Here is an 11,491-nt window from a genome sequence, read left to right as displayed (position 1 = left end):
GCGGCAGCGAAAGATTGTGCAGGACTAGCGGATTTTTGTCTGATTCTGCTTGCGGTAGGCGAGCGGCGTGATATCCATCGCACGGCGCATGGCGTGCGTCAGCGCGCTCTGGTCGGCGTAACCGGCCAGCGTGGCCAACTGCGCAATCGGCAGCGAGGATTCCACCAACTGGCGGCAAACGAAACGCAAGCGCATGGCGTTCAGCCAGGCCAGCGGCGTAGTATCAAGCTCATAGCGGAACACGCGATGCAGGCGGCTCACGCTCAGGCAAGCCACTTGCGCCATGCTCTCGGCATTCCACGGCTTGCCGGGCGATGCTTCAAACTGCGTCAACGCAGCTTGCAGGCGCGAGGCCAGACGTATCGGCTGCTGCGTCAACGACTCCAGCAGCAACGGCGTCCAGTTAGCCAGCACGCCCACACTGGCCGCGCCCTGCGCTTGCAGCATGCCCATGAAATCAATCAGCTTGGAGGCCGCAGCGCTGACCGGCGCAAACGGGCGTGCAGCCAGCAAGCCCGCCGTCTCCGGCTGCACGGCGGACAAATCAAAATCGAGAATCAACGAAGCATTCGGCTCATGCGAAAACTGCGTGTGCACCAGTCCCGGCGCGATGAAGGCGGCGCGCAGCGGATGCAGCAGCTCGCCCTGACCATTGATGTCCAAGGTCAGCTTGCCACGCAACGGCAAAACCATCTGAGCGAAATCGTGCGCATCCGAGAACGGATCGTCGTAGCTGCGCAAATCGATTTCGGTCGGGTTCATCGCCGTGCGCCCCACATGGCCAGCAGCGCCAGCAAACCCGCGCCGAGCACGCCGACCAGCAGCGTGGTGCCGGCCATGATGGCGGCGGGATTACGCAAGCCGGAGAATTCGGCAGCAAACGCCAGCACCACCGCTGTCACCAGCTGCGCCGGCAGCACGAAACGCAGATTGCGAAACGCCCACGGATTCTCGCGCAACCAGAATTTGCGCGCCACCATCAGCGGCGGCCCCCACAGCGCCAGCAGGAACGCCAGCACCGCCACCAGGATCAGGATGATCCTCATTTGAACGAGCGCACTCTGGCTAACAACTTGGTGGTCGAGCGGTCATGCTCGAAGTCGATCGCCACCGCTTCGCCGCCGTAGGCGATTACCGCCTTGCCTTCCGGGATCGCATCCATCTGGTAATCGCCGCCCTTGGCGTAGATTTCCGGACGCGCTTCCTGCACCACTTCCAGCGCCGTGTCCTCGTCAAAGTCCACCACCAGGCTGACCGATTCCAAGGAAGCCAGCACTGCCATGCGATCACCGCAGTTGTTCAGCGGACGATCATCGCCCTTGCCCAAGCGCTTGACCGACGCATCGGTATTTGCCGCCACCACCAGCGACGCGCCCAGCGCGCGCGCCTGCGCCAGATAGGTCACGTGACCACGATGCAGGATGTCGAACACGCCGTTGGTCAGCACCACCGGTTTCGGCAGTGCAGCGACACGGGCGGCCAGTTCGGCGCGGGTACAAATCTTGTCTTCAAATTGAGGCATAGTCTTAAGTTTTAACTCTTAGGTCTTAGGTTCTTCGTCTTCAGTTTTTTCTTCTTCGATGCTCAGCGAGCCGAACGCGCTGCCACCTTCGCCCGGTTCGGGACGCCCGCCATGCAGCTTGATCTGCAAACGCAGGCCGTTGGCTGAATCGGCGTTGCGCAGCGCTTCTTCATACGCGATGTAGCCCTTATTATAAAGTTCGAACAGCGCCTGGTCGAAAGTGCACATGCCCAGCTCGCGCGACTTGTGCATGATTTCCTTGATCGCCTGGAAGTTCCCCTTGAAGATCATCTCGGCAATCGTCGGTGTGTTGAGCAGGATTTCAATCGCCGCCTTGCGCCCTTTGCCATCTTCGGTACGCACCAACCGCTGCGACACAATCGCCCGCAGGTTGGACGACAAGTCCATCAACAGCTGGTTGCGCCGCTCCTCCGGGAAGAAGTTGATGATGCGGTCCATGGTCTGGTTGGCGTTATTCGCGTGCAGCGTACCCAGGCACAGGTGGCCGGTCTCGGCAAATGCAATCGCATGCTCCATGGTTTCCGTATCGCGGATCTCGCCGATCAGGATCACGTCCGGCGCCTGGCGCAGCGTGTTCTTCAGCGCGTTGTGCCACGAGCGCGTATCGACGCCCACCTCGCGGTGCGTGATCAGGCAACCTTTGTTCTTGTGCACATACTCAACCGGATCTTCCACCGTGATGATGTGGCCAGCCGAATTGGCATTGCGATAGTCGATCATCGCCGCCAGCGTGGTCGACTTGCCGGAACCGGTCCCACCCACCACCAGCACCAGCCCGCGCTTGGTCATGATGATGTCCTTCAGCACCTCCGGCAGCGCCAGCTTTTCCAGCGACGGAATCTCGGACGCAATGGTACGGATCACCATCGCCACGTTCTGCTGCTGCACAAACACGTTGACGCGGAAGCGGCACACCTCCGGCAAGGAGATCGCGAAATTACATTCCAGCTCGGATTCAAACTCCGCCTGCTGTTTCTCGTTCATGATCGACAGCGCCAAGGCGCGCGTCACGCTGCCAGTCAGCTTCTGCTGGCTGAGCGGCTTCATCGCGCCTTGCGATTTCATACTCGGTGGGAAATCTGCAGAGATGAACAAATCCGACCCGCCCGTGTGATGCATCACCTTGAGCAGTTTGTGCAGGTAAGCCTGCGCTTCTTCAGGACCAAATGTGGAGGACATACATCGCCTTTCGAGATTTACGCTGCATTATATCGACAGCATTCCGCTACAATAGCTCAACTTGGCGTTCCTATATTGCATCCCAGCATCGCCTGTGTTCAAATACATTCATGACTCTGACCGAACTGAAATACATTGTCGCCGTTGCCAGGGCGAAGCACTTCGGACATGCGGCCGAGGCCTGTTACGTTGCCCAGCCGACGCTCTCGGTCGCCATCAAGAAACTCGAAGATGAATTGGGCGTGGTCCTGTTTGAACGGGGCGGCGCTGAAATCTCGGTCACCCCGCTCGGCGCGCAAATCGTCGCCCAGGCCGAGCGCGTGCTGGAACAAACCGCCGCCATCAAGGAACTCGCCAAGCAGAACAAGGACCCACTGGCCGGCCCGCTGCGCCTTGGTGTGATCTACACCATCGGTCCGTATCTGCTGCCGCCGCTGGTCAAAGGCATGATCGACAAAGTGCCGCAGATGCCTTTAATCCTGCAAGAGAACTTCACCGTCAAGCTGCTGGAAATGCTGCGCCAGGGCGAGCTCGACGCCGCCATCATGGCGCTGCCGTTGCCGGAACACGGTATGGCCATGCAAGTCTTGTATGACGAGCCGTTCGTGGTCGCCATGCCGTCCCAGCACCCGTGGACCAAGCGCAAGAGCGTGCCGGCCGACGATCTGAAAACCGAAAATATGCTGTTGCTTGGTAACGGACACTGCTTCCGCGATCAGGTACTGGAAGTATGTCCCGAGATGGCCCGTTTCTCTGCGCCGGGCAATGGCATGCAGCGTACGTTTGAAGGTTCGTCGCTTGAAACCATCCGTCACATGGTGGCCAGCGGCATCGGCCTGACCGTGCTGCCACGCGCCTCGGTGCCGGACATGGAGACCAAGGAAGGCATGCTGCAATTCCGTCCGTTCGACGATCCCGCGCCATCGCGCCGCGTGGTCATCGTGTGGCGTAAAAGCTTCACCCGCAAGGCCGCCATCGATGCGGTGTGCGAGGTGGTGGCATCGTGCAACCTGCCGGGCATTACCACCCTCTGCGCTGAACAATGACGAGCTTGGGCAGGATTTGCGATAATCACCGCTTTCCTGTTTCCTGACCTCGTCCCATGAACAAGCTGCAGCTCTACTTCCGCCTGATCCGCCTGGACAAACCCATCGGCACCGTCTTGCTGCTGTGGCCTACGCTGTCAGCGATGTGGATGGCATCCAACGGCGTGCCGGACTGGCATCTGCTGCTGATCTTCACGCTCGGCACCTTCCTGATGCGCTCGGCCGGCTGCGCAATCAACGACTACGCCGACCAGGACATCGATAAATTCGTCAAGCGCACCGCCCAACGGCCGATCACCAGTGGCCGCATCAGCGGCAAGGAAGCGCTGGCGATTGCCGCCATCCTGACCATCATCGCCTTCTGCCTGATCCTGCCGCTGAATGCGCTGACCAAGCAGATGTCGGTGGCGGCAGTCATCCTGGCCGGCAGCTATCCTTACTTCAAACGCTTCTTCGCGATCCCGCAGGCTTACCTTGGCATTGCGTTTGGTTTCGGCATTCCGATGGCGTTTGCCGCGATACACAACCAGGTACCGCCGCTGGCGTGGCTGCTGCTGATCGGGAATGTGTTCTGGACGCTGGCCTACGATACCGAATACGCCATGTGCGACCGCGAGGATGACCTGAAGATCGGCATCAAGACTTCCGCGATCACCTTTGGCCGTTACGACGTCGCCATCATCATGCTGTGCTACACGCTGCACCTGGCGATTGTGCTAGTGTGCGGCTGGCAGCAAGGCTTGCGCTTCTGGTTCGTGGGCGGACTGGCGGTGGCAGCGGGCCTGGCCATCTACCACTACACCCTGATCCGCAACCGCGACCCTGCGGCGTGCCTGTACGCCTTCCGCCACAACAACTGGCTGGGCGGCGTGGTCTTTGCCGGCGTGGCGCTGGACTACGCGCTGCGCTAAGCCGCACGATTGAGCGGGCGCAAAACGGCGACATCAACGATACTTACACTGGCTGTTTTCTCCCCCGTGAACCAGAGGCCATTATCATGGAACCGACCAACACCATCGCCGAATCCCAAGCCGCCAGCAGCACCATGCGCGACCGCCTGATGGACGATCTGCAGCACACCATCGGCGAAGCCGAGCAATGGCTGCAGGACAGCGCCGGCGAAACCGCAGGCGGCGGTAGCTCCGAAACCCGTTCCCGTTTCGACGACACCCTGCGCACTGCGCGCAGCGACCTGCACAAGCTGGAAGACAGCATCCTCGCCCACGGCCGCAACGCCGCCGACAACGTCAACATCTACGTGCAAGACAACCCGTGGAAAGCGGTCGGCATCGGCGCCGCACTGGGCGTCGTCATCGGCATGCTCATCTCGCGCAAATAGTCACATCCGCTCCACGAAGCCCGGGCCGACGAAGGTGCGCTGGGCATTACCGCGCTCGGCTTGCTTGTGCTGCAGATGACGCTCGGTACGGCTGCGCTCCCCTGCCGCCACAGCCAGTTCCGCCAGCTTGATCGCCAACAGTTGGGCAGCAAGCTTTTTGTTGGCATGCTGGCTGCGCTGGGATTGCACCTTGACCGACAGTCCACTTGCCACATGGGTGGCACGGATTGCGCTATCAGTCTTGTTGACGTGCTGCCCGCCTGGTCCAGATGCACGCGTTGCCTCGTAGCGGATTTCACTATCACTCGATGGCAGGGCAGGAGGATGCAACGCCGCACCTTGCAGGAACCAGTTCTTGCGCTTGTGCTGCTTGCGATAGGGACTGTCACACACCCACAAAATACTGCCGGTCCAGCGCTGCGCCAGCGTGTTTGCGGCATCTCCCTCCAATTCCAGCAACACCGAACGTAGCGTGCCGCCGACGGGGCCGTCCGCCTGCTCGATCAGCGTGAGGCCTACGCCAGCAGCATGGGCCTCTTCCTCCAGCCGCTTCAGCGCATGCGTCACGCCGAGGCAACACTCGGCCGGTCCCGTATTCGCGGTTAAATGTAGCCAGCTCATTCGCAGCACTCCCCACGTGTTTTGTACGTCAATACCGGCTTGCTGCGATAGACCACGCGAACCAATCCAGCGCCGACCAGGCAATCGAGCACGCTGTCGACGTTTTTATATGCCTGCGCCGCCTCCTCGTAAATCAAAGCACGGTCATTGCAAATCACGCGTCCACCCAGCGAAGTCCGGCTCAACTGGGCCGGCGTGGCGATCTTGAACAAACGGCCCTTGCAATCCGAGCGCTGCCACTTGCGGCCTGCGCCATGTGCCAGTGAGTACAAGCTGGTTGCACCCTGCCCTGCGAGCGGTTCCAGCATGTAGCTGTAGTCGTCACGCGAGCCGGGCAGCATCACCAATCCCTGGTCGCTGGGTGTTGCGCCCTTGCGGTGCAGCCAGCCTTGCTGGCCGTCGATATGCGCAGGCGTGACCGTATTGTGATTGACGTCCAGTAGCAGCTCGCTTCCGCAACGCAAGCGATGCAGGATGCGGGTGCCGATCAGAATGCGGTTTAGTTCCGCAAACTGCACGGCGGCATCATGCTGCCGTAGGTAAGCGGCCGCCTCGCCGGCCGCCAAGCCGGCATGGCCGGCAGCTTCCACGTGAGCGGACAAGATGGCCTGCCCCAAGCCACGCGAACCGCTGTGCACCAGCAGCTGCAAGCTCTTGCTCGCCACACCGGCGCGTGATGCGGTGTCGGCGCACGCCATCTGATCGACGACCTGGAGTTCCGCAAAATGATTGCCACGGCCGATGGTACCGAGCGAGCGCAAATGCGACACATCAAGTCCGGCGGCGATGAGCGCGCGTGACAGCGCATCGCGCCGCTCCAGCAGCGCAGGATCGAACTGCACCAGCGCATCCCACTCGTCATCGTCGACCAGCGCATCGAGATTGCCGATTTGTTTGTCGATCTTGTCGAGCTTGGCCTTGCCGGCCAAAATATCCGTCTGCCATAGCGCCATGCCGCAGCCGATGTCATTACCAACCAGCGCCGGATACAAATGGCCGACGCTGAAGAACGCCGCACCGACTGGATAGCCGCGCCCCGGATGCAAGTCCGGCAGGCCGACTACTCGCATCATGCCGGGCAAATTGGACGTTGTTTTTGTTTGCTGTAGTGCTGCATCCTCAAGCCACAGGCGATCGGATGCGATGACCGATACACGGTCATGCTATGCTGGTCTAAACCACCACAATGGGGACAATGGCATGCAGGCGATACAGGGGCGAATGAAATACCTGCGCAATGCGGAAGCGTTTTGCGCGGCGTTCTTGCCGCTGCTGTTCTGGTGGGATTGGGCCAGGTCCGACACGCCGGTGGCGTGGGAGGTGCGGATCGCCGCAACTACGTTGATGAGCGCCATCCTGCTGCAAGGGGCGCTGTACTGGCACCTCAAGCTGCAAGCCTTCAAGCTGCACCAGTCCTTGCCAGGCTGGTTCCAGCAGCTGTACACCGCATTCAAATACGCTAACGTGATGGGTATAGCCGCCGTGCTGGCACTGGTCGCCAGCCGCAGCACAAGCGTCACCAACGAAGATCTGGGCTGGGCTGGGTGCGTGCTATTGCTGGTGGTGGCGGAGCAAATCAACTACTACCACTACCAGCTGATGTACGACACCCGAGGCGCCTTCGCCTACCTGCGTCGCCACGGCCGCCTGCGCGAAGCCGCCCTCGCTCTCGACCTCAAACGCAGCAAAACCAACACCATCTAGTTTCATCAGTTTGCGCAAAACATACTGTTATACTCGATTCATAAAATCAAAATTTCGGGAGACTGTAGATGAACAAGGCGTTACGCGCGGTTGTACTATGTGGTTCCATTGGCGTTGTCGTCAGCGCCTGCACCAAGACCGATGGACCGGCTCCTTCAGCCGATAAAGTCAGCGCCGATGCGGCGTTCCAGAAGAAGCTGCAGGAGCAGCTGCTGGACGCTAAACCTGGCAGCGTGATCGAGATCCCGGCCGGCACTTATCACCTCACCTCCGGCCTCACCCTGCGCGGCGACGGCGTTACCATCCGCGGTGCAGGCATGGAGAAAACTGTCCTGTCGTTCAAAGGCCAGGTCACCGGACCGGAAGGCTTGCTGGTCTACGGCAACAGCTTCACCATCGAAAACCTCACCATCGAAGACTCCAAGGGCGATGGCCTGAAGATCAACGACGGCGACACCATCACAGTGCGTAAAGTCAAAGTGCAGTGGACCGGCGGCCCGAAAGTGACCAACGGCGCCTACGGCATCTACCCAGTCAAAACCAAGAACGTGCTGATCGAAGACAGCGTGGCCATCGGCGCATCTGACGCCGGCATCTACGTCGGTCAGTCGAACGGCGTAATCGTGCGCCGCTCGCGCGCCGAAGGCAATGTGGCCGGCATCGAAATCGAAAACACGGTCAACGCCGACGTCTACGACAACGTGGCGACCAACAACACCGGCGGCATCCTGGTGTTCAACATGCCCAACCTGTCGCAGCCGGGACACAGCACCCGCGTGTACAAGAACAAGGTCGACAAGAACAACCTCGGCAACTTCGCCGCGCGCGGCACCGCTGTGGCCAGCGTGCCGGCCGGTTCAGGCATCGTCATCAACTCCAACTCCAAGGTGGAGATTTTCGATAACGACGTGACCGAGAACCAGACCGCCAACGTCATCATCTCCAGCTACCACTCGACTGGCTACTTCACCGAAAAAGGCGTGTCGGCGAATTACGATCCGTATCCGAAAGCCATCTACGTCTACGGCAACCGCTTCAAGGGCGGCGGCGATTCGCCGGATGGCCTCGACCTGAAAGCGCTGAAGATCGCCATGTACGGCCTGAGCGGCCACCTGCCGGACGTGCTGTGGGACGGCTACGTCGACACCAAGCTGATGGTTAAAGGCGTACTGCCAGCTGAGCAGCGCATCTGCGTGCAAAACGACGCCGCCGTGCTCAACGCCGACGGCCCGAACAAGTACAAAAATCCAAGCAAGGACGCCGCGCCATTCCGCTGCGAACTGGCCAAACTGCCACCTGTCTCTATCGTTCAACTCGCCGCACAGTCATGATGTTTAAACACGCAATTCGTCCGCTGCTGGCGGCGGCGTGCGCGCTCGCCCTCTCCGCTTGCACGCAAAGCCAGAAGCCGGTCAACTTCATCGCCGAAGGCAATCCGGAAAAACTCAGCGACTGGCATTTGATGGCCGTCGCCAGCAGCAAGCTGCAACTGAACAAGGACGTGGTGCCGTACGACCTGAACACGCCGCTGTTCACCGACTACGCCCACAAGCTGCGCACGATCTGGATGCCGAACGGCGGCAGCGCGGTGTACAACGCCGATACCTCGTTTGACTTCCCGATCGGCACCATCATCAGCAAGACCTTCTACTATCCGAAAGGCGCGGACGGCAAGACCGTGCTGGCCAATTACGATAGCGACGGCGACCAGCTCGACACCAGCAAGGTGCGCCTGATCGAAACCCGCTTGCTGGTGAAACGCACCAACGGCTGGATCGCCCTACCCTACGTGTGGAACGCCGACCAGACCGACGCCGTGCTGTCCCGTACCGGCGACCAGATCCCGTTGGAAGTCACCCACGAAGACAAGAGCGTCAACAAGCTGACCTATGTAGTGCCGAATGTGAACCAGTGTGCATCCTGCCACGTGGCCGATGTGAAATCGCGCCAGTTCCAGCCGATCGGCCTGAAAGCACGCCACCTGAACCGCGACTACACTTACGACGGCGTCAGCACCAACCAGCTGGCCTACCTGGCCAAGATGCACTACCTGAGCGGCGTGCCGGACGATGTCGACAAAACCGCGCCGCACAACGCCAACTGGCGCGACACCACGCAACCCGTGGACGCGCGCGCCCGCGCCTACCTCGACATCAATTGCGCCCACTGCCACAACGACAAGGGCGCGGCCAACACCACGGCGCTGCACCTGAACATGGGCGCGCCGGCCGACCTGCATCTGGGCCTGTGCAAACCGCCGGTTGCGGCCGGCGCCGGCACCGGTGGCCGCAGCCACGACATCGCCCCCGGCAAGCCGGACGACTCCATCATGCTGTATCGATTGATGTCGGCCGAACCCGGCGTGATGATGCCGGAACTGGGACGCAGCTCGGTTCATCAGGAAGGCGTGGCCTTGATCCGCGAATGGATCGCCGCCATGAAAGAAGGCTGCGACAGCAAATAACCGTGCCTACGGCGCGCGCTTGTTCTTGAAGAAGGCCCAGGTCTCGTCGGCGAATTCCAGGTCGCCGTTCTGCTTACCCAGGATCACGCGCAGCACCCACGGCAGGGTGTGCGCGATACTGGGCTGAACGTGGCCGGCGTTTTCCATCTTGCGGAATTCGACTTGCGTCTGGCCGGGATCACTGCCCCAGACGTAGCGCACCAGCGAGGTCGGTTCAGACGCATCGCGCTGCGGCACTTTGCTCATCACCGGCGACGCAGGCAGTTGCGCTAGCTCGCGCCAGAACTTCACCGTCTCGTCGGCGCTCAGTACCGCGCCGCGCCCATAGAAATCAACATCGGAAGGCGCGCTTCGGCGCAGGGCAAAGGGATTTGACCGGCATCAGCATGCTCGACACGGCAACCGCTGCAAGGCGCGGTCCCAGCTCGATGGCGGCACGGTAAGCCATGCCACCGCCGTTGGTCATACCGGAAATGTAGATGCGGGCAGGATCGGCGTTGTAGCGCGCGACCGCTAGATCAATCAACGCGGCCAGCAGGCCGACGTCGTCCGATGTCGGCGGATGAGGTATGTCCATGCAGCAGGATTATCAACGGCAGCTTGCCCGCCACTTGCGCTGCCGGACGCGCCAGCAGGTAGTGGCGGGCGCCCTCTGGCCGCTGCACGGTGTCATCAACGAAGGTGACAGCAGCGGCCGGTAAACCGGTCAGGGCTGCAAGCAAGGGGAAGTATCGGAGTACTGGCATGCTGCAGCCTTGGGTTTAGGTTTAGTTGGCGGATCCCATTTCGTCGCCCATCTCCTTGCCGCGCGCAGCAGCGGCTTTCATGGCGCTGACGATGGCAGCTTTGACGCCGCTGTTTTCCATGCTGGTCAGCGCGGCGTAGGTGGTGCCGCCTTTCGAGGTGACACGCTCGCGCAGCAGCGACACCGGCTCGGTCGAGCGGTTGGCCAGTTGCGCCGCGCCGGCGAAGGTAGCCAGCGCCAGTTGCGTGCCCTGCTCTGCGCTCAGGCCCATCTCCTCGGCCGCTTGCTGCATCGCCTCGATGAAGTAGAACACATAGGCCGGGCCGCTGCCCGACACTGCCGTTACCGCATCAATCTTGCTCTCGTCATCCAGCCATACGGTTGGGCCGACTGCGCGCAGGATATCGTCCGCCGCCTTGGTTTGCGCCTCGCTCACGCCGGGCATGGCAACCATGCCGGTGATGCCCATGCCGATCAGCGCCGGCGTATTCGGCATGCAGCGTACGATGGCGCCGTAGCCGCCCAGCCAGCGCGACAAATCCACACCGCGGATGCCGGCCGCAATCGACACCACCAGTGGCTGCCTGGCCTTATCGATAAACGGCAGCAGCTGCGCGCTCACTTCATGCATGTTTTGCGGCTTCACCGCCAGCACGGTCACGTCCGCGCCCGACAGCGTTGCATCGGCCACAGCCGACGTGGTCACGCCATACTGCTTGTGCAAACGTCCCAGCGCTTCCGCGTTCGGGTCGATCACGTGGATGTTGGCGCCGTCCGTCAGTTTATTGGCCAATCCTGCGATCAGGGCCGCAGCCATATTGCCGCCGCCGATAAATGCAATTTTCATGTC

Annotated in this window: 15 protein-coding genes and 1 pseudogene; 6 read left to right on the top strand and 10 right to left on the bottom strand. The window is 61.2% G+C overall.

The genetic code is table 11. The features are described 5' to 3' along the window. Nucleotides 1-24: 24 nt before the first annotated feature. The 4 genes from GTP46_RS03270 to GTP46_RS03255 are packed head-to-tail and all read right to left on the bottom strand — an operon-like array spanning nucleotide 25 to nucleotide 2,722. A complete protein-coding gene (locus GTP46_RS03270) occupies nucleotides 25-762 on the bottom strand; it encodes an AraC family transcriptional regulator (protein ID WP_161005192.1) in 738 nt (245 codons plus the stop codon). Next, on the bottom strand, nucleotides 759-1,046 hold the full coding sequence (locus tag GTP46_RS03265; RefSeq protein ID WP_161005191.1) for a hypothetical protein: 288 nt from the start codon (nucleotides 1,044-1,046) through the stop codon (nucleotides 759-761). Before GTP46_RS03265 ends, GTP46_RS03270 begins: the two co-directional genes overlap by 4 nt. After that, a complete protein-coding gene (rfaE2, locus tag GTP46_RS03260) occupies nucleotides 1,043-1,522 on the bottom strand; it encodes a D-glycero-beta-D-manno-heptose 1-phosphate adenylyltransferase (RefSeq protein ID WP_161005190.1) in 480 nt (159 codons plus the stop codon). The genes GTP46_RS03265 and rfaE2 overlap by 4 nt, the downstream gene beginning before the upstream one ends. An 18-nt stretch (nucleotides 1,523-1,540) precedes the next feature. Next, nucleotides 1,541-2,722, bottom strand: a complete 1,182-nt coding sequence (locus GTP46_RS03255; RefSeq protein WP_161005189.1) for a PilT/PilU family type 4a pilus ATPase — start codon at nucleotides 2,720-2,722, stop codon at nucleotides 1,541-1,543. 110 nt (nucleotides 2,723-2,832) lie between these two features. Here GTP46_RS03255 and GTP46_RS03250 point away from each other — a divergent pair, with 110 nt between their 5' ends. The 3 genes from GTP46_RS03250 (at nucleotide 2,833) to GTP46_RS03240 (ending at nucleotide 5,107) form a co-directional block, all read left to right on the top strand. Then, the gene (locus GTP46_RS03250) at nucleotides 2,833-3,768 is read left to right on the top strand and encodes a hydrogen peroxide-inducible genes activator (protein ID WP_161005188.1); all 936 of its coding nucleotides are present in this window, start codon (nucleotides 2,833-2,835) and stop codon (nucleotides 3,766-3,768) included. 56 nt (nucleotides 3,769-3,824) lie between these two features. Further along, on the top strand, nucleotides 3,825-4,679 hold the full coding sequence (ubiA, locus tag GTP46_RS03245; protein ID WP_161005187.1) for a 4-hydroxybenzoate octaprenyltransferase: 855 nt from the start codon (nucleotides 3,825-3,827) through the stop codon (nucleotides 4,677-4,679). An 86-nt stretch (nucleotides 4,680-4,765) separates the two neighbouring features. Next, nucleotides 4,766-5,107 carry an ElaB/YgaM/YqjD family protein gene (locus tag GTP46_RS03240; protein ID WP_161005186.1) on the top strand — a complete coding sequence of 114 codons (342 nt, stop codon included), beginning with the start codon at nucleotides 4,766-4,768 and terminating at the stop codon, nucleotides 5,105-5,107. Here the strand turns inward: GTP46_RS03240 and prfH are convergent, their stop codons facing one another. After that, entirely contained in the window at nucleotides 5,108-5,728 is a 621-nt protein-coding gene (prfH, locus tag GTP46_RS03235; protein ID WP_161005185.1) for a peptide chain release factor H, read from the bottom strand. It lies immediately after the preceding gene. Further along, nucleotides 5,725-6,888, bottom strand: a pseudogene (locus GTP46_RS03230) (RNA ligase RtcB family protein); the annotation flags it as partial. The gene prfH and the pseudogene GTP46_RS03230, both read right to left, overlap by 4 nt. Nucleotides 6,889-6,949: 61 nt before the next feature. On the opposite strand from GTP46_RS03230, the gene GTP46_RS03225 reads away from it, so the two are divergent. From GTP46_RS03225 to GTP46_RS03215, 3 genes are all read left to right on the top strand, one after another. Beyond that, the gene (locus GTP46_RS03225; RefSeq protein ID WP_161005184.1) at nucleotides 6,950-7,432 is read left to right on the top strand and encodes a hypothetical protein; all 483 of its coding nucleotides are present in this window, start codon (nucleotides 6,950-6,952) and stop codon (nucleotides 7,430-7,432) included. Nucleotides 7,433-7,500: 68 nt separating this feature from the next. After that, nucleotides 7,501-8,763, top strand: coding sequence for a parallel beta-helix domain-containing protein (locus GTP46_RS03220; protein WP_161005183.1), 1,263 nt, complete (start codon nucleotides 7,501-7,503; stop codon nucleotides 8,761-8,763). Continuing rightward, nucleotides 8,760-9,896, top strand: coding sequence for an SO2930 family diheme c-type cytochrome (locus GTP46_RS03215; RefSeq protein ID WP_229258781.1), 1,137 nt, complete (start codon nucleotides 8,760-8,762; stop codon nucleotides 9,894-9,896). The genes GTP46_RS03220 and GTP46_RS03215 overlap by 4 nt, the downstream gene beginning before the upstream one ends. A 6-nt stretch (nucleotides 9,897-9,902) precedes the next feature. On the opposite strand, the gene GTP46_RS03210 is transcribed toward GTP46_RS03215, so the two are convergent. Genes GTP46_RS03210 through proC form a run of 4 tightly spaced genes read right to left on the bottom strand, consistent with a single transcriptional unit; the run spans nucleotide 9,903 to nucleotide 11,488 of the window. Next, a complete protein-coding gene (locus GTP46_RS03210; RefSeq protein ID WP_161005182.1) occupies nucleotides 9,903-10,187 on the bottom strand; it encodes an alpha/beta hydrolase family protein in 285 nt (94 codons plus the stop codon). Between the two features lie 40 nt (nucleotides 10,188-10,227). Next, a complete protein-coding gene (locus GTP46_RS03205; RefSeq protein WP_161005181.1) occupies nucleotides 10,228-10,473 on the bottom strand; it encodes an alpha/beta hydrolase family protein in 246 nt (81 codons plus the stop codon). Then, nucleotides 10,415-10,642, bottom strand: coding sequence for an alpha/beta hydrolase family protein (locus tag GTP46_RS03200; RefSeq protein WP_161005180.1), 228 nt, complete (start codon nucleotides 10,640-10,642; stop codon nucleotides 10,415-10,417). The genes GTP46_RS03205 and GTP46_RS03200 overlap by 59 nt, the downstream gene beginning before the upstream one ends. Nucleotides 10,643-10,663: 21 nt before the next feature. Continuing rightward, nucleotides 10,664-11,488 carry a pyrroline-5-carboxylate reductase gene (gene proC / locus GTP46_RS03195; protein WP_161005179.1) on the bottom strand — a complete coding sequence of 275 codons (825 nt, stop codon included), beginning with the start codon at nucleotides 11,486-11,488 and terminating at the stop codon, nucleotides 10,664-10,666. Between the last annotated feature and the right edge of the window lie 3 nt (nucleotides 11,489-11,491).

Source organism: Duganella flavida (assembly GCF_009857445.1).
GTDB lineage: Bacteria > Pseudomonadota > Gammaproteobacteria > Burkholderiales > Burkholderiaceae_D > Rugamonas > Rugamonas flavida.
This window is presented reverse-complemented; position numbering and strand designations above follow the sequence as displayed.